Source organism: Hamadaea tsunoensis DSM 44101, assembly GCF_000428945.1.
Lineage (GTDB): Bacteria > Actinomycetota > Actinomycetes > Mycobacteriales > Micromonosporaceae > Hamadaea > Hamadaea tsunoensis.
The window spans coordinates 144,092-159,373 of the sequence record NZ_AUAX01000002.1 but is presented as its reverse complement, the minus strand read 5'-3'; the positions used below and the strand labels follow the sequence as shown (position 1 = coordinate 159,373).

The window sequence follows — 15,282 nt, the reverse complement described above, 5'->3', positions numbered from 1 at the left end:
TCGCGGCCGTCCTCACAGCAGACCTCGCAGGAGCGCCTGCAGACCCACATCGAACTCGTGGTCCGGTCCGAGCCGGACGATCTCCTCGGAGATGCGCTGCAGGCGATCGGGCGGCTGCTCGGCGTACGCGGAAGGGGTGATGGCCTGAGTCGGTGCGAGCTGTTGTTCGAGGACGCAGCCCAGGACATACCGGCTGACCGCGATGGATGCCAGGACGGCGCCGGCGGCGGTGAATCCGTGGTGTTCCAGGAATTCGATCCGGGCGAGGGCGCTGGCGGGTTCGGGCGCGCGGGGGCCGGTGGCGGCGACGAGCCGGGCGCCGTCGCGGACGGTGAGCAGCGCGCGGCGCAGGCTGTACGCGTTGCGGGCGAGGAACTCGCGCCACGCCTCGCCGGGTTGGGGGAGGCGTTCGGTGTGCCAGCGGTCGAGGACTTCGGCGGCGGTGGCGTCCAGCAGCGCGGACTTGCTCGGGAAGTGGTGGTAGAGCGCCGGCTGCCGTACGCCGAGACGCTGGGCGATCGTGTGCAGTGAGAGCTCGTCCAGGCCCCGTTCGTTGAGGACGTCGATCGTCGCGGCGACGATCGTGGCGCGTTCCAGCCGCCGTGGGTGGGGCATCCGTCGACCTCGTTTCCGGCGCGCGCGGTTTTCTGGCTCAAGTGTACTCGTAGTTTATCGATGATAAGCTTCAGGGCGAGTCGGGCGCCAGGCCGGGTGCCCGGGGACCTCGCGAGGTGAGTGATGACAGCCAAGGAAACCTGGGACGGCATCGTCGAGGAGAAGTCGCGGGCGGCGTTCGACGGGGCGAACCTCTACCGGAACGTGACGATCCGGCTGGCGGACGGGACCACGTCGAAGGTGCGGGTGCCGCGGGCGCTGTGGAAGGACCTGGAAGTCGGTGACCGCCTGGTCAAGGAGGCGGGCGCCGACCCGCGGCGGGCATGACCGCGCCCGGCTCGCAGCTGGCGGCGCCGGCCCGCGACATGGGCGCCGGCCCCGCCAGGTCCCGCCACCGCGGGGCGGCGCTGACACTCGTCGTCCTGACCCCGCTGATCGCCGAACTCGCCCTCGGCTCCACGCCGATCAGAATGGCGTGGCTGGTACTGCTGTGGGTGCCGATCTACGGCGCGGGCGTCCTGCTGATCCGCGAGCTGGTCGTGCGGCGGCACCGCGGCTGGCCGAGCATCCTGCTGCTCGCGGTCTGCTACGAGCTGCTCGAGGACGGCCTCGGGTTGCAGGCGCTGACCAGCCCGCACCTCTACGGCGCGGCCGACTGGGGCGCCCGGATCCTCGGCTTCAACCTGCCGTACTGGTTCGCCAACACGGCCTACCACGCGGTCTTCACCGTGGCGATCCCCATCGTGTTGACGGACATGCTGTTCCCGGCGTACCGGCGGCGGACCTATGTGGGGCGGTTCGGGCTGGGGGTCACCGCGGTGGTGATGATGTTCGGCGTACTGCTGCTGCGGGTCTCGGTTCCGCCGGTCGAAGATCCCGGATATCAGGCGCCGCTGCCGTTCGTGGCCGGCTGTCTCGCGGTGATCCTCCTTCTCGGGGTGCTGGCGTTGACCGTGGTGCCGGTGCCTCGCGTACAGGCCACGGATGCGCGGGTGCCCCGGCCCGCGGTGCTGTTCCTCGGCGCAGCCCTCGCGACCCTGGTGTTCTTCGCTCTGACGTTCCCGATGTTCGGGGCCGCGCAGCCGGCGTTCACCCGCGGCATGCTCGTCGTGGTCCCGCTCCTCGTCGCCGCGGCCGGGATCGCGTGGGGATATCGGGTCCTGTCCCGGCTCACCCGCTCCGCCCGCTGGAGCGAGCGCCACACCCTCGCCCTGATCGGCGGGGCGCTCGTCGCGCACAGCGTGGGCGGGCTGGTCATCATGGCCCACACCCGCGTGGACCGCGTCGGGCTCGTTCTGATCATCGCGCTCACCCTCATCGGCCTCCGGCTTCTTGATCGACGCGTACGCGGAGACAGCTGGGCTGGAGAACGATGAGTGAGGGCGGGATCTACGACGTCGGCTGAGACTCGGTCGCCGCGCCAGGCACCTGGTGTTCGATGACGAGGGCCGCGATCCAGTCGACCTCCTCGGTGCCCGGATCGCGGTCGGCCATCACGGCGACGGCCCGTGCCTGATCGAGGTCGTCGAGGAGACCGAGTTCGTTCACGGTGATGCCGAGCTGTTCCCAGGCATCGCGTTGCAGGTCGTTGCACAGCCAGCTGTGCAGGTCTCCGGCCTCGAACCCGACCACCTCGAAGCCCAGCGGCATTCCGGGCGGCGCCGCGACCGGGTGGGTGAGCCGTCGCCAGAGGGGATGGAAATCCGCGGGACCCCAGCCGCCGAACCGGTCGAGCAGGACCGCCGTCTCGGGCGGAGCCAGGTTCATCGACAACGCGTACACGCCTGCGGCGCGGGCGGCGGCGTGCGCGGTCGCGAGGTCGTGATGCCAGGGCTCGGTCAGGGGTTCCTCGCTCGCCGGCACGCAGTCGACCAGGCAGTCGCTCACGGTCGCGACGGTCGCAGGAAGCAGGCCGGCCCGCGACTCGGGCGGTATGTGCCAGCGGGGTGCCGCCACGAAACCGGCGAGGATGAAGTCGTCGTCGAAGGCCACCTGGATATCGTCGCCGAATCATTCGCGATCCGGCGGCCCGTCGCGGCCGGGTGCGGTAAGTTCGCGATGGGGGACGGCCGCGCCCTGTCCTCGCGGGAGACTGCCGAATGACTGCGAGCGTGGACGACCGCAAGGCGATGGGCACGGCCGCGCGCGACCGGACGCCCGCATCGGCTCACAAGAAGTGGCAGCCCGCCGCCGACCGCCCGGATCCGCTCACCGTGCTGGAGGAGCAGGACGCCGTCCGCGAGAAGGACCTCGTGCCGGTACGCCACGGCCGGATGATGGTGTCGCCGTTCACGTTCTACCGCGGCGGCGCCGGGATCATGGCCGCCGATCTGGCCCCGACACCGGTCGCCGGGCTGAACGTCCAGCTGTGCGGGGACGCGCACCTGTCGAACTTCGGCGCGTTCGCGGCGCCCGACCGGCGGCTCCTGTTCGATCTGAACGACTTCGACGAGACCCTCCCGGGACCGTTCGAGTACGACGTCAAGCGGATGGCGGCGAGCTTCATGATCGCGGCCCGCAACAACGGCTTCGCCGCTTCCGACGCCCGTGCGGTGACGCGGGCCGGCGTGGCGGCGTACCGGGCGGCCATGGCGGACTTCGCGCGGATGGGCACGATGGATATCTGGTACGCCCGCCTCGACGAGGACGAGTTGCTCGCCGGCATCCGCAGCGCCGCCTCCGCCGGCGCGCGTACGGAGGGGAAACTTCTGCAACGCCAGGAGAAGCAGGCGTTGAAGGCGATCCGCAAGGCGCGTACCCGAGACAGCCTGCAGGCGCTGTCGCAGCTCGGCGAGCTGGCCGACGGGCGGTACCGGATCGCGAGCAAGCCCCCGATCGTGGTTCCGCTGCGGGATCTGGCCGCCTTTCACGGCCTGTCCGCGGACGAGGTCGAGCACCTGATCCGCGAACAGTTCCGCACCTACCGCTCCACACTGGAGGACGACCGGCGCCATCTGCTGGAGCGCTTCGAGGTCGTCGACGTCGCCCGCAAGGTCGTCGGGGTCGGCAGCGTCGGCACGTGGGCGTTCATCGTCCTGCTGCAGGGCCGCGACGCGCAGGATCCGCTGTTCCTCCAGGTCAAGCAGGCCATGTCGTCGGTCCTGGAGCCGCACGTGGGCGCCAGCCGCTACCGGTCGCACGGCGAGCGTGTCGTGCGCGGCCAGCGGATGATGCAGGCGGCGAGCGACATCTTCCTCGGCTGGACGAAGGGACCGCGCGGGCGCAACCACTTCTACTGGCGGCAGCTACGCGACATGAAGGGGTCGGCGGTCGTCGAGGCGATGGTTCCCGCGGGAATGACGTATTACGCCGGCATCTGCGGCTGGACCCTCGCCCGGGCGCACGCGCGGTCCGGGGACCCGGTCGCGATCGCCGCGTACCTCGGCGACTCCGACGCGTTCGACAAGGCGATCGCGAACTTCGCCGCCCGGTACGCCGACCAGAACGAACGCGACTACGACGAGTTCGTCAAGGCGATCCGCGCCGGGCGCCTGGAGGCCCTCGAAGGAGTCTGACCCGCGTGGCGGTGGGCGGGATCAGGCGATGTCGAGCGCGTCGAAGGCGGCGGCGACCGACGGCCACAGTTTGCGGGGATCCGCGCCGGCGATCTGGTGCCCGGCGTTGAAGCAGGCCAACGTGATCTGCGGAGCCAGTACGGCCGTCTGCGGGTCCGCGCCCTGCTCGCGCAGGGAAGCGGTGAGCAGCTCGGCGAACCGGCGGTGTTTACGGGCGGCCCGGTCGGTCAGTTCGGGGTTGTCGGCGATCAGCTGCTCGCGGACACGATAGCGCCGGGGGTCCCGAGTCGCCGACGCGCACACCGCCTCGGCGACCGCCCGGAGCGAGCCGAGCGCCTGCGCGAGTGTGGGCGCCCGGCCGGCGCTCGCGTCCCGGTACCGCCGGGTCACGTCGTCGAGCCAGTCCTGCTCGTTGGCGAAGACGACTTCCTGCTTGTCGCCGAAGTACCGGAAGAACGTGGTGCGCCCGACCTCCGCGCGGTCGGCGATGTCGGCCACCGTGACCACCGGATAGCCGCGCTCGCCGAACAGCGCGTACGCGGCCTCGATGATCTCGTCGCGGGCGCGTTGCTGTTTGCGGGCGCGCAGGTTCGGCTCGGACACCGGCCCAGTCTAGCGGAGTGGTACGCGATCCGTTATGGTACGCAGTACCACTTGGTTCTCAGTATCAGGAGCTTCTCATGCGCGCTGTCCAGCTCACCGAATTCGGCGGTCCCGAGGTCGTCGTCGTCCGCGACGTGCCGGACCCGTCGCCCGCGCCAGGCCACCTTCTCGTCGACGTCAGCCGGGCCGGGGTCAACTACGCCGACTCGCTGCTGCGCGAGAACGCGTACCTCGGCGCCACGGCGCTGCCGGTCATTCCCGGCGGCGAGGTGGTCGGCCGGACCGCCGACGGCCGCCGGATCGCGGCGATGCTCACCTCCGGCGGGTACGCCGAGAAGGCCCTGGTCCCGCAGCAGCACGCGTTCGCCGTGCCGGACGAACTCGGCGACGTGGCCGCCGTCGCCCTGCTGGCGCAAGGTCTGACCGCGTGGTGGCTCGTGCACCAGACCGCGAGAGTGGCGCCCGGCGACAGCGTCGTCGTCCATGCCGGGGCGGGTGGCGTCGGCTCGCTCGCCGTGCAACTGGCGAAGAACGCCGGAGCCGGCCGCGTCATCGCCACCGCCAGTACGCCGGAGAAAAGAGAGCTGGTGCGGTCCATCGGAGCCGACGCGGCGGTCGATCCGTCCACCGAGGACCTCACGGCCGCGTTGCGGGCGGCGAACGACGGCAAGCCGGTCGACGTCGTCCTGGAGATGGTCGGCGGGCGGGTGACCGGCCAGAGCATCGACGCCCTGGCCCCGTTCGGGCGGCTGGCCTTCTACGGCATGGCCAGTCTCGTCGAACCCGACCCGGTCCCGCCGCGCGCACTGCAACGGCAGTCGGCCACGGTCAGCGGCTTCTGGCTCATGCACGCCTTCGCCCGGCCGGACCTCCTCGCCCACGCGTACGCGGAACTGGCCGATCAGGTCGTCGACGGCCGCCTGCGGATCGTCGAGGGCGGGGACTTCCCGATGTCGGACGTCCGCGACGTCCACGCCGCGCTCCGCGGCCGGCGCACGACGGGGAAGGTCGTGCTCGACCCGCGCCGCTGAGGATCCCGTCTAACGCTCTTGCATGCGTGCTTTGAACTCGGGGCATTCGACCAGTGGCGTGTGGTCACAGGTGGCCGCGTGCCGGAGGCTGTCACGCATACGGCTCAGCCGGGCGATGTCCGCCTCCAACTCCTGCGCCTTGCGCGCCATCTGCTCGCGCAGTTCCGAGTCGTGCGGGCTCGCGACGAGGAACCGGGCGATCTGCGCGAGGGTGAAACCGGCGGCCTGCGCGCATGCGATGAGCGTCAGCCGGTCGACGGTCCGGGCGGCGAACGTGCGGCGCAGACCGTTGCGGCCGCTGGACTCGATCAGCCCGCGCCGCTCGTAGAAGCGCAGCGCGGAGGCGGTCAGCCCGGTGCGTCGGGCGACCTCGGCGATGTCCAGCTCCCTGGTGCGCGGCATGCCACATCCTCCTCAACAGCAGACCTTCAGCAGACCTTCGCCGCGGACCTTCACGGCGGGCGGATTCCGTGCCTTGACTTGAAGCACGGTTCAAGTCGCAGGCTGGAAGCGTACCTCCGTTCCGATGGATCCGATGAAGGAGAACAACCCGCATGGCACTGCATCCACAGGTTCAGGCGCACCTGGAGCGCCTCGCCGCCGTCAATTTCGCCGGACTGCACACCGTCTCGCCCGAGCAGGCCCGGGCCGGGGCCCGCCGGTTGACGGCGGCTTCGGTCGGCGTACCGGAGAGGGTGGAAGAGGTCACCGACCGGATCGCGGAAACCGCCGTGGGCCCGTTGGCCGTACGCATATACCGGCCGCTCGGCGTACGGGAGGAAGTGCCTGGGGTCGTGGTCTTCTTCCACGGCGGCGGTTTCGTGCTCGGCGACCTGGACTCCCACGACGCGTTGGCCAGGGCGTTGGCCAACGGCGCAGGCAGCGTGGTCGTGTCGGTGGACTACCCGCTCTCACCCGAGGCCAAGTATCCGGCGGCCGTCGACGCGGGTTTCGCCGCGACGAGCTGGGTCGTGGACAACGCGGCCGATCTCGGCGTCGACGCAGGCCGGCTGGCCGTCGCGGGTGACAGCGCGGGCGGCAACCTGGCCGCGGTGCTCGCGCTGAAGGCGCGGGACGCCGGTGGCCCGGCCATCGCCTTCCAGTTGCTCATCTACCCGGATCTCGACTTCCGCCGCACCAACTTCACGATCACCGAGTACGCCGGGAAGTACGGCAACGTCAGCCGGGAGGCTCAGGAGTGGTTCATGGACCATTATCTGACGACCGCCGAGCAGCGCCTCGATCCGAGGGTGTCGCCGCTGCTGGAGCCCGACCTGGCCGGATTGCCGCCCGCTTTCATCGTCACCGCCGAATATGACGCGCTGCGCGACGAGGGCGAGGCGTACGGGCGGCGACTCGCGGACGCGGGGGTGCCCGCGACGGTACGCCGATACGACGGGATGATCCACGAGTTCCTGCGGCACCCCTTCGACGACGCGAAGAACGCTGTCGGAGACATCACCGAGGCGCTCCGGGAGGCTCTGCGGTGATCGGCCGAGGCGACGGCGCGTGGCCCGATTCTTGCCTGTATTGGCTTTCGGGCCACTGTCCGGCCCGGCCCGCGTTCGGCAGGCTCGACTCATGACGAGTGCGACGATGCGAGCGGTCAGCCAGGACCGGCTGGGCGACCCCGATGTGCTGCAGGTGGTGGAGGTCGAGCGGCCCGTGCCCGGCCCCTCCGAGGTGCTGGTACGCGTACACGCGGCGGGTATCAGCCCGACCGACTGGGTGCACCGGCGGCTGCCCGGGTTCCTCGACCAGCTGCCGCTGATCCTGGGCTGGGACGTGTCCGGAGTGGTCGAGGCCGTCGGCGTGGGCGTGACGATCCACGAGCCGGGCGACGAGGTCTTCGGCATGCTTCCCTATCCCCACGGCCACGGTTCCTTCGCTGAGTACGTGACGGCCCCGGCCCGGACATTCGTCGCGAAACCCGCCGGGATCGGCCACGTCGAGGCCGCTTCGGTGCCGCTGGCCGCGCTGACGGCGTACCAGGCGCTGGTGGACACCGCCCACATCCGGCCCGGCCAGCGGGTCCTGGTCCACGCGGCCGCGGGCGGCGTCGGGCACTTCGCCGTGCAGATCGCCAAGTCGCTGGGCGCCACGGTGATCGGCACGGCCAGCGCGGCCAAGCACGAACTGCTGCGCGAGCTCGGCGCCGACGAGCTCATCGACTACCACACCGAGGACTTCGAGAAGGCGGCCGGCGAGGTGGACGTGGTCCTGGACCTGATCGGTGGCGACTACACGGCCCGCTCCCTGCGGACGCTGCGGCCCGGCGGCACGCTCGTCTCGCTCGTCCTCTCCCAGACCACACCGTTGCGGGAGGAGGCCGCGGCACTCGGCGTACGCCATCGGCTGATGCTTGTCGAGGCCGACCAGGCGGGGATGCTCGCCGTGGCCGACCTGCTGCGTAGCGGCGCGCTGCGCCCGGTCGTCCAGGCGTCGTTCCCGCTGGACCAGGCGGCGCAGGCCCACGAGGTGGGGGAGTCGGGCCGAGTGACGGGGAAGCTCGTCCTCGAGATCCGCTGAGGTGTTTCCTCCCGGCCGGTGTGCGGCCGGGAGGAAACCACGCGCCTGCGACGTCGACGCCGCGCCGGACCGCACGGAGACCATCGGGCTTCGTGGCTCTGCCGTCCCGCGCCGAGGTCGAACTGTCCACAGGCGACCGCCAAGCCGCCGACGACCACCTCCGGCCGCCGACCTCGACAAGCTCCGAATCGCATAGCTGGAGCGGAACGGCAGGGAGGGGCCGACGTCGGCCGCTCCCGTCCCACCGTCGATGATGATCGAACGGCCCGTCGTCACGGCACGCCGAAGCCACGGAGGTGTGACATGCAACTGCCGTCCCGCGAGGACCTACCGGCGATCCTCATCGGACTCGCGGTGCCGCACGACGACATCGCCGACCTCGTACGCCTGATGCCCTCGCCGGAGAACGCCGACGTGTGGCGGCTCCTGCACAACGCGGTACGCGAACTCTGCCACGCCGGGCCGCCGCCCGACTTCCGCCGACAGTACCCGGAACTGGGCGAACTCGGCCGATACTTCTACGTGTACGTCTTCGTCGCCGCCCTGGGCCACGCCCGCAGGCTGCACGCCGCCCACGGCATCTCTGACGACGTCTCCCGCCTGACCCTCGCCGACCTCGGCCGCAGCATGGCCCTGCACCGCAAACGCCACGGCGTCGGCGGCCTCAACCTCGCCCACTGGCTGTGGCGGCACTGGCGCGGCCAGCTCTACCAGCTCGGACGCCTGCAATTCGAACGATCGAGCCTGCTGGAGCCCACGGCCGCCGGGCTCACCGGCGCCGGCCTGCCATGCTCGCCCGGCGACCCGATTCTGGAGATCCACATCCCCGACCTGCTCGGCCCGCTCAGCCCCGCCGCCTGCGACGCGTCGTTCGCCTCGGCCCGCGACTTCTTTCCCCGGCATTTCCCCGACACGAAGCCGGTCGCGATGACCTGCACCTCCTGGCTACTCGACCCTCAGCTGGCCGAACGCCTTCCCGCCCACAGCAATATCACGGCCTTCCAACACCGCTTCCCGATCACCGGTCGCGTCGACCTGCCGGAACTCTGCGACAAACCGGTGCTGCGCTACATCTTCGGCCTCACCGAACAACCAGCAGACTGGGACGACCTGCCGCGGACCACCGCGCTGGAACGAGTCATCGGCGACCACCTGCGCGACGGCGGACACTGGTACACCCACCTGGGATTCATCGCCATCTGAACTGACGCTGCAGACCGCCGTCCGCGTCCGCTGGGACCTACAAGATCCCGTCTGACCATGTCAGGCTGGATATGATCTTGCGCGCCGCCAGGCCCTATGGCGCTTGGTCGAGGCGTCATGTGGCGACGGTTCGCAGACCCTCGATATCGGTCTGCGCCGGGCGGTGCGCTCACCCACGGCCGGACGTCGCGCCGGGTAGGCTGCCCACGTGACGACATCGACGGACGTTGCGGCCATCGGACGTCGGCCATGTGCGTACGCTGTGCTGGGTGCTGCTGATCGTGATGGCGTTCGCGCCGTTCGTCGCGGTGGTGCTGATGCCCGTCGGCTTCGAGCGCCTCTTCCGCCGCCGGCCGATGAGCCGCCCGATGGTGGCCGGGATGCTGTTGTCGGTGATCGTGGTCGTCGTCGGCTTCTCCTCCGTCGGCATGACCGTGCTGGGCTGGCTCGCCGACTGACGCCAGGCGGCCGAGGATCTCGAACCTGCGGTTAGGCGGCCTCACGCAGGGTACTCGGCTGGTATGCCGAACAAGTACGAGCTCAACGAGGCGGCCGTGGCGTACGCGCGGCAGCTGGTCGACAAGCGGCAGTACGTCCTCGACAGCGACTGGGGCGACGCCCAGCCGAAGGCCGAAGCGCAGAACGCGTACCTGGACAAGCACAGCTGGGCCGAGTACGCCGCCTGGCACCTGGGCCTCACGGTCGGAGCGTCCGACGAGACCAAGGCCCGGTACGCGTTCGTCTTCGGCGACCTGCGCCGTGTCCACCGCAGCGGCCTGATCGCCTGTGTCTACCGGGCTTCGGAGTTCCACCACAAGGACATCGAGCTGGCCGCCCACGATCTGCTGCAGTATCTGGACGCCAAGACCTCCTGACGTCTCGGGGCGGCGTCCCTGTCTGTCGACCCGACGGGGGACGGGCGGCTACACGAAGGAGAAGACGCGTTCCTCCGGCTCCACGACCGCGGCCAGGAACGCGCCGGGCACGAGGGCCGGGTCGTCGGCGCGGACCGCCTCGGTCTCGAAGGCGGCGAACCCGGCCGCGCTGATCCGCAGGCGGAGTTTCCGGCCGGACTCCTCCCCGTCCGTGTGATCGGCGACCGCGAGAATCTCCGCCGTAGCGGCGACGCCGTTGGTGGCGAGCCGCCGCATGTCGCGGCGCGAGCGCGTGACCAGGCGCAGGCCCCACACTCCGAAGCCGCCGCCGGCGATCGTCGTCAGGAGGCCGCCGCCGAGCAGGCCCCAGAAGTCCGCTGTGGACAGGCTCTGGCGCTGCGCTACGGCGACGAGCAGCAGGACCGGTCCGGGTAGGCAGACGGCGGTGAACATCACCCGGCACAGCAGCGCGCCGACCGGGCCGATGCGCGTCTCTGCCTCCCTGGGCGTGTTCGTCATCCCCACACCATAGTGTCGGATTCATCAGCGGTGAGGCCCGCCAGAACGCCGCTGCCGGCAGATGAAATGTGCAACCCTGGAGTTGCGGCTTGCTGCCCGATGTGCAATCCTTGAGTTGCACATGAAGTTTCGTGAGGTGAGGAGCAACCGATGAGCGAGGACCGGATCGAACGCGAGACCCTGATCCAGGCATCCCTGGAACGGGTCTGGTCACTGGTGACCGAACCGGGCTTCTGGGTCGCCGACAAGCCCGGCGGCGTCGCCGTCGAGGGGGAGTCCACGGTGGCGAGCAACGCGCAGTACGGCGACTTCCCGGTACTCGTGGAGAAGGTGCGGCCGCAGACCTACGTGGCGTACCGATGGGCCAGCGCGTTCGCGGGGCAGCCGCTGACCGACGACAACACGACGCTGATCGAGTTCACCCTGATCCCGGAGGGCGAGCGCAGTACGCGTCTGCGGGTCGTGGAGAGCGGCTTCACCGCGCTGCCGGCGGGCGCGGGCGCCCAGGCGCACAAGGACAACTCCGGCGGCTGGGTCGAAGTCCTCGACGGGTTCACCAAGCGCGCCGAACAATAGTCGTCGTGACCGACGACATTCGCGACACCGTCGACGGGGTCATCGGCGCGCTGGCCGACCCGACCCGCCGGCACCTGCTCGACCTCCTCGCCACCCACGGCGAGGTGACCGCGACGACTCTCGCCGAGCAGGTGCCGGTGTCGCGGCAGGCGATCGTGAAGCACCTCGCGGTCCTCGAGGCCGCGGGGCTGGCCACCTCCCGCAAGTCAGGCCGGGAGGTGCTCTACGCCGTGCGGCCCGACGCGTTGAACGCGACCGCCCGATGGATGACGGCGCTGGCGACCGAATGGGACCGGCGCCTGGCCGCGGTCAAGCGCATCGCCGAAGCGGCCGAACGCGACTCTCGCTAAAACACCGCCCTTTCTCCGCTGGGGTGTCACGGACGCACGTGTCCGTGGCACCCCGCTTCGTCACGCCCTTCGAAGGAAGTAATGCACCGTGTCCAGTGACAGCACGCCCTCGCAACGCATGACCGGCCGGCAGCGGATGATCCTGTTCGTGCTGCTCGGCGCCGGATTCACCATGTCCGTCGACTTCTCCATCCTCAACGTCGCCCTGCCCAGGGTGGGCGAAGGCGTCGGGCTCGGCGTCACCGGCCTGCCGTGGATCGCCTCCGCCTACGCCCTGCCCGCCGCCGGCTTCGCGCTCCTGTTCGGACGCACCGCCGACCTCTTCGGCCGGCGCAAGATCTTCCTCGGCGGCATGCTCCTGCTCGTCGGCGCGTCCCTGCTCGGCGGCTTCGCCACCAACCCGCAGATGCTGCTCACCGCCCGCGTACTGCAGGGCTTCGCGACCGCCATGGCCATGCCCGCATCACTCTCGCTGCTGACCACGACCTTCAGCGAAGGCTCCCTGCGAGCCAGGGTCCTCGGCCTCAACGGCGCGCTGCTGGCCGGCGGGTTCACCGTGGGCGCACTTGTCGGCGGTACGCTCGTCAGCCTGCTCGGCTGGCGGTCCGCGTTCTTCATCAACGTGCCCGTGGCGCTGATCGTCCTGATCGTCACCCCGTTCGTCATCGCCGAAGGCCGCTCACCCGACCGGGTCCGGCTCGACCTCCCGGGCGCGGTCACCGTCACCGGCGGCCTGCTCGCGGTGATCTACGCGATCATCGAGAAGAACATCGTCGCCGGGGTGGTAGGGGCGCTGCTGCTGGCCGCGTTCTGGCGGATCGAGCTGCGCGCACCCGCACCCCTGGCCCCGGTACGCATCCTCACCCGGCCCACCGTCAAATGGGGCAACTACGCCGGGCTCATCGTGTCCACGATGGAAACCGCGATGATCTTCCTCGTCACGTTGTACCTGCAGAACACCCTCGGTTTCTCGCCGCTCGTGACCGGGCTGGTGTTCGGCGTACCGGGGCTCGCCTCCGTGCCCGCCGGGATCATCGCCGGCCGCTTCCTCGGCAGGTACGGCAACCGCAAGGTCCTCGCCGCCGGCATGGCGGTCCAGGGTGTGATGACGCTGCCGCTGGTCCTGCTCGGTACCGAGCGCGTCGGCCTGGCGATCCTGCTTCCGGCCCTGTTCATCGGCTTCTTCGGGCACGTGACCTCGCTGGTCGCGTACACGGTGACGGCGACGTCCGGGCTGCCGGACCACGAACAGGGGCTGGCGACGGGTCTCGCGTCGATGACGCAGCAGGTCGCGATCACCATCGGGATCCCGATCCTCAGCGCGGTCGCCGCCACGCAGACCCTGGCACTGCACGGGATGCGGCTGGCGCTGAGCGTGAACGTCGTGGTCACGCTGGCCAGCGTCGTCCTCGTCTGGATCGGGCTGCGGCCGCGGCCGTCGTTGGCCGGGCCGACCGTCGTCGAGCCGGCAACCGCGGCGGACCTGATCGGATCGTCGCACTGAGATTCCTGCGCGACACGTACGCCACGGCCCGATTCGTCGGCCGTGGCGTACGTTCTACTTCCACCAGACGCTCTGGTAGTCCTTCATCGACGCCGTGCACGACTCCTCGTTCAACTCCGTACGCGAGCACGCGACCCCCACCCCGACCGTGTACCACTTGGCCGGTGGCAGGATCTGCGTCGCGACGTCGGTCCCGTCCACGGCGAAGACCGAGGTCGACTTCGACGCATCGGTGCGTACGCGTATCCGGTGCGGGCCGGGAGCGACGGCGCCGGACGCCACATCGGCGGCGAACTGCGCGCTGTGGTCGTGACGGTCGATGAACCAGCGCCCGGCGGAGTCGACGGCGAAGAAGAAGACCGGAAGGTCGGCGTCATACTGCTGCAAGGCCGGGACAGGGTCGACGACGATGCCGCCGCGTGCCTCCGGACCGCCCGTCAGCACCTCGGCGGTCACCTCGATCGCGGTGCCGGCGTAGCCGTGCTTCTTCAAGTCGGGCGGATCGATGTAATCCACATCGGACTCCGTCCAGTAGACCCGCGCGCCGGGCATTTTCGGAGGTGCGAGGACGCTGTGGTCCTTCGCGCAGCTGACCAGAACCCCACTGGAACGCGACCAGATGTCGGACTTGCCGCTGTCGGAATCGGCCAGGTCGCCACAGCCTGTTCCCGGCGCCGCGTACCGGTGTTCGAAGCCGTCGTCGCCGAAGGAGCAGCCGGCGAGGAGCACCAGCATCGCCAGGGTGGCCGTCCGCCATCGCGCCATGCGCACAGCGTCCCACGCCGGCGCCACTCATCGATGTTTCGCCCCGAAACGGAGTGGGGGCGCGCGAAGAATTGGTGAGGCCCGGGAACATGTCCTGTCCCGGGCCTCGGTGTGCCACTGAATTGCACTCGCCGATGGCGTTTAAGCTGGCGGGTCGGGCTGAGGGCACCATGCTCTGCCGTTGAGCCACCGCCGCATGAAGAGCGGCGGACGGGAGTTGAACCCGCAACCTGGTGCTGATGCCCGCCGGCGGTCGATCCGGCGATCAATGGCGAATGCTGAGTCTGGAGCAAGAGTCTGAACTTGATCCGCGGTTGCCTCTGCCAGTTGGGCTACCCCCACAGGAAATGCGGGGGGCGGGGCTCGAACCCGCACTGTGGCCGCGGTTGGTCAGCTTGAGCCTCAGCTTCAGCTTGCGCTCATGCGCACCCTCGCGCTTGCGTGTTGCGAGGGAGTCTGTGGGTCATCGGAACAGGTAGCCGAAGACCTTGTCGCCGACCTTGCGGTCGACCGCCTGCGTGCCGTTCGCCTCCTCGCGGGCGAACTTCACCGCGCTCTGCAGCTTCTCGACACGCTCCAGCAGCTCGGAGACCCGCTTGGCCGGCAGCGCACCGGAGAACTTCACGGTCGTCCAGTACCCGATCGTGACATCCTCGTAGTACACCTCGACCTGCGCCGGATGCTTCTCGGTCGCCTCGGCCTTGACGTGGTTACGCGGAACCTTCTTCGTCCGCAGCGTACGCACCGGCTCGGTCGACCAGCTGTCCGCGGAGTCGTTGTACTGCCACGACTCGGCCGCGTCCAGGATCGGCAGCTTCTTGACGAACGTGTGCAGGTCGGTCAGCTGCTTCTCCAGGAACAGCAGGTAGCTGACCGGCACATCGGACAGCAGCGTGTCGTCGTCCACGACGACGTCCGCGCGCGCGACGCAGTTCGTCGCGTCCTTGGTCGCGGTCACGTCGAACAGCCGGGTCAGCGTGACCGCCACGCCCCGCAGCACTTCCTCGGTACGGATCTGGACCTTCGTGGACTCGGGCGGCAACTGCTCGCCTTCCTCGTCCTTGGCCTGATACGTCCGCGCGATGCCGGACAGCAGCGCGGGCTTCTGCACGTCGCGGTGCGCGTCGGTCAGCTCCTGCAGCGACCGGCTCTTGACACCCTTTTCGACGGCGATGATCTGGTTCAGCTTGGGCACCG

Annotated in this window: 19 protein-coding genes; 12 read left to right on the top strand and 7 right to left on the bottom strand. The window is 70.0% G+C overall.

Going from position 1 to position 15,282, the window contains the following annotated elements; genetic code table 11:
- Nucleotides 1-12 precede the first annotated feature (12 nt).
- Nucleotides 13-615 carry a TetR/AcrR family transcriptional regulator C-terminal domain-containing protein gene (locus tag G401_RS0103370; protein WP_027341396.1) on the bottom strand — a complete coding sequence of 201 codons (603 nt, stop codon included), beginning with the start codon at nucleotides 613-615 and terminating at the stop codon, nucleotides 13-15.
- A gap of 123 nt (nucleotides 616-738) precedes the next feature.
- Here G401_RS0103370 and G401_RS0103365 point away from each other — a divergent pair, with 123 nt between their 5' ends.
- The gene (locus tag G401_RS0103365) at nucleotides 739-942 is read left to right on the top strand and encodes a DUF7489 domain-containing protein (protein WP_027341395.1); all 204 of its coding nucleotides are present in this window, start codon (nucleotides 739-741) and stop codon (nucleotides 940-942) included.
- The gene (locus G401_RS0103360; protein ID WP_051366074.1) at nucleotides 939-1,991 is read left to right on the top strand and encodes a hypothetical protein; all 1,053 of its coding nucleotides are present in this window, start codon (nucleotides 939-941) and stop codon (nucleotides 1,989-1,991) included. Before G401_RS0103365 ends, G401_RS0103360 begins: the two co-directional genes overlap by 4 nt.
- Nucleotides 1,992-2,004: 13 nt before the next feature.
- On the opposite strand, the gene G401_RS0103355 is transcribed toward G401_RS0103360, so the two are convergent.
- The gene (locus G401_RS0103355) at nucleotides 2,005-2,607 is read right to left on the bottom strand and encodes a hypothetical protein (RefSeq protein WP_027341393.1); all 603 of its coding nucleotides are present in this window, start codon (nucleotides 2,605-2,607) and stop codon (nucleotides 2,005-2,007) included.
- A 107-nt stretch (nucleotides 2,608-2,714) separates the two neighbouring features.
- Between G401_RS0103355 and G401_RS0103350 the strand changes: the two genes are divergently transcribed.
- Nucleotides 2,715-4,130: a DUF2252 domain-containing protein gene (locus G401_RS0103350; protein WP_027341392.1), complete on the top strand. Its 1,416-nt coding sequence runs from the start codon at nucleotides 2,715-2,717 to the stop codon at nucleotides 4,128-4,130.
- A 21-nt stretch (nucleotides 4,131-4,151) separates the two neighbouring features.
- Here the strand turns inward: G401_RS0103350 and G401_RS43140 are convergent, their stop codons facing one another.
- Entirely contained in the window at nucleotides 4,152-4,733 is a 582-nt protein-coding gene (locus tag G401_RS43140) for a TetR/AcrR family transcriptional regulator (protein ID WP_034590630.1), read from the bottom strand.
- Between the two features lie 77 nt (nucleotides 4,734-4,810).
- On the opposite strand from G401_RS43140, the gene G401_RS0103340 reads away from it, so the two are divergent.
- Nucleotides 4,811-5,764, top strand: a complete 954-nt coding sequence (locus tag G401_RS0103340; protein ID WP_027341391.1) for a quinone oxidoreductase family protein — start codon at nucleotides 4,811-4,813, stop codon at nucleotides 5,762-5,764.
- Nucleotides 5,765-5,773: 9 nt separating this feature from the next.
- Here the strand turns inward: G401_RS0103340 and G401_RS0103335 are convergent, their stop codons facing one another.
- Nucleotides 5,774-6,166, bottom strand: coding sequence for a MerR family transcriptional regulator (locus G401_RS0103335; protein WP_027341390.1), 393 nt, complete (start codon nucleotides 6,164-6,166; stop codon nucleotides 5,774-5,776).
- A 152-nt stretch (nucleotides 6,167-6,318) separates the two neighbouring features.
- Between G401_RS0103335 and G401_RS0103330 the strand changes: the two genes are divergently transcribed.
- From G401_RS0103330 to G401_RS0103310, 5 genes are all read left to right on the top strand, one after another.
- Nucleotides 6,319-7,254: an alpha/beta hydrolase gene (locus G401_RS0103330; protein WP_027341389.1), complete on the top strand. Its 936-nt coding sequence runs from the start codon at nucleotides 6,319-6,321 to the stop codon at nucleotides 7,252-7,254.
- Between the two features lie 91 nt (nucleotides 7,255-7,345).
- Nucleotides 7,346-8,293: an NADP-dependent oxidoreductase gene (locus G401_RS0103325; protein ID WP_245601594.1), complete on the top strand. Its 948-nt coding sequence runs from the start codon at nucleotides 7,346-7,348 to the stop codon at nucleotides 8,291-8,293.
- 303 nt (nucleotides 8,294-8,596) lie between these two features.
- The gene (locus tag G401_RS0103320; RefSeq protein WP_027341387.1) at nucleotides 8,597-9,496 is read left to right on the top strand and encodes an acyltransferase domain-containing protein; all 900 of its coding nucleotides are present in this window, start codon (nucleotides 8,597-8,599) and stop codon (nucleotides 9,494-9,496) included.
- Between the two features lie 269 nt (nucleotides 9,497-9,765).
- Nucleotides 9,766-9,954: a hypothetical protein gene (locus G401_RS0103315; RefSeq protein WP_157545263.1), complete on the top strand. Its 189-nt coding sequence runs from the start codon at nucleotides 9,766-9,768 to the stop codon at nucleotides 9,952-9,954.
- Nucleotides 9,955-10,017: 63 nt separating this feature from the next.
- Nucleotides 10,018-10,371 (top strand): hypothetical protein, encoded by a 354-nt coding sequence (locus tag G401_RS0103310; RefSeq protein WP_027341385.1) that lies wholly within the window; start codon nucleotides 10,018-10,020, stop codon nucleotides 10,369-10,371.
- Nucleotides 10,372-10,419: 48 nt separating this feature from the next.
- Here the strand turns inward: G401_RS0103310 and G401_RS0103305 are convergent, their stop codons facing one another.
- Nucleotides 10,420-10,890 carry a hypothetical protein gene (locus G401_RS0103305; protein ID WP_027341384.1) on the bottom strand — a complete coding sequence of 157 codons (471 nt, stop codon included), beginning with the start codon at nucleotides 10,888-10,890 and terminating at the stop codon, nucleotides 10,420-10,422.
- A gap of 150 nt (nucleotides 10,891-11,040) precedes the next feature.
- Between G401_RS0103305 and G401_RS0103300 the strand changes: the two genes are divergently transcribed.
- From G401_RS0103300 to G401_RS0103290, 3 genes are all read left to right on the top strand, one after another.
- Nucleotides 11,041-11,466, top strand: a complete 426-nt coding sequence (locus tag G401_RS0103300; RefSeq protein ID WP_027341383.1) for an SRPBCC domain-containing protein — start codon at nucleotides 11,041-11,043, stop codon at nucleotides 11,464-11,466.
- A gap of 5 nt (nucleotides 11,467-11,471) precedes the next feature.
- Nucleotides 11,472-11,816, top strand: coding sequence for an ArsR/SmtB family transcription factor (locus G401_RS0103295; RefSeq protein ID WP_027341382.1), 345 nt, complete (start codon nucleotides 11,472-11,474; stop codon nucleotides 11,814-11,816).
- Nucleotides 11,817-11,904: 88 nt separating this feature from the next.
- Nucleotides 11,905-13,320 (top strand): MFS transporter, encoded by a 1,416-nt coding sequence (locus G401_RS0103290; RefSeq protein WP_245601593.1) that lies wholly within the window; start codon nucleotides 11,905-11,907, stop codon nucleotides 13,318-13,320.
- A 54-nt stretch (nucleotides 13,321-13,374) separates the two neighbouring features.
- On the opposite strand, the gene G401_RS0103285 is transcribed toward G401_RS0103290, so the two are convergent.
- Entirely contained in the window at nucleotides 13,375-14,085 is a 711-nt protein-coding gene (locus G401_RS0103285) for a hypothetical protein (RefSeq protein WP_027341380.1), read from the bottom strand.
- Between the two features lie 463 nt (nucleotides 14,086-14,548).
- Nucleotides 14,549-15,280: a DUF7873 family protein gene (locus G401_RS0103280; protein WP_027341379.1), complete on the bottom strand. Its 732-nt coding sequence runs from the start codon at nucleotides 15,278-15,280 to the stop codon at nucleotides 14,549-14,551.
- Nucleotides 15,281-15,282: the final 2 nt, after the last annotated feature.

What these genes read in the sequence shown, in the direction of transcription:
- G401_RS0103285 (WP_027341380.1), bottom strand. Translation starts at nt 14,085, where the DNA reads ATGGCGCGATGGCGGACGGCCACCCTGGCGATGCTGGTGCTCCTCGCC.
- G401_RS0103310 (WP_027341385.1), top strand. Translation starts at nt 10,018, where the DNA reads ATGCCGAACAAGTACGAGCTCAACGAGGCGGCCGTGGCGTACGCGCGG.
- G401_RS0103305 (WP_027341384.1), bottom strand. Translation starts at nt 10,890, where the DNA reads ATGACGAACACGCCCAGGGAGGCAGAGACGCGCATCGGCCCGGTCGGC.
- G401_RS0103360 (WP_051366074.1), top strand. Translation starts at nt 939, where the DNA reads ATGACCGCGCCCGGCTCGCAGCTGGCGGCGCCGGCCCGCGACATGGGC.
- G401_RS0103330 (WP_027341389.1), top strand. Translation starts at nt 6,319, where the DNA reads ATGGCACTGCATCCACAGGTTCAGGCGCACCTGGAGCGCCTCGCCGCC.
- G401_RS0103300 (WP_027341383.1), top strand. Translation starts at nt 11,041, where the DNA reads ATGAGCGAGGACCGGATCGAACGCGAGACCCTGATCCAGGCATCCCTG.
- G401_RS0103350 (WP_027341392.1), top strand. Translation starts at nt 2,715, where the DNA reads ATGACTGCGAGCGTGGACGACCGCAAGGCGATGGGCACGGCCGCGCGC.
- G401_RS0103370 (WP_027341396.1), bottom strand. Translation starts at nt 615, where the DNA reads ATGCCCCACCCACGGCGGCTGGAACGCGCCACGATCGTCGCCGCGACG.
- G401_RS0103325 (WP_245601594.1), top strand. Translation starts at nt 7,346, where the DNA reads ATGACGAGTGCGACGATGCGAGCGGTCAGCCAGGACCGGCTGGGCGAC.
- G401_RS0103335 (WP_027341390.1), bottom strand. Translation starts at nt 6,166, where the DNA reads ATGCCGCGCACCAGGGAGCTGGACATCGCCGAGGTCGCCCGACGCACC.
- G401_RS0103340 (WP_027341391.1), top strand. Translation starts at nt 4,811, where the DNA reads ATGCGCGCTGTCCAGCTCACCGAATTCGGCGGTCCCGAGGTCGTCGTC.
- G401_RS0103365 (WP_027341395.1), top strand. Translation starts at nt 739, where the DNA reads ATGACAGCCAAGGAAACCTGGGACGGCATCGTCGAGGAGAAGTCGCGG.
- G401_RS0103320 (WP_027341387.1), top strand. Translation starts at nt 8,597, where the DNA reads ATGCAACTGCCGTCCCGCGAGGACCTACCGGCGATCCTCATCGGACTC.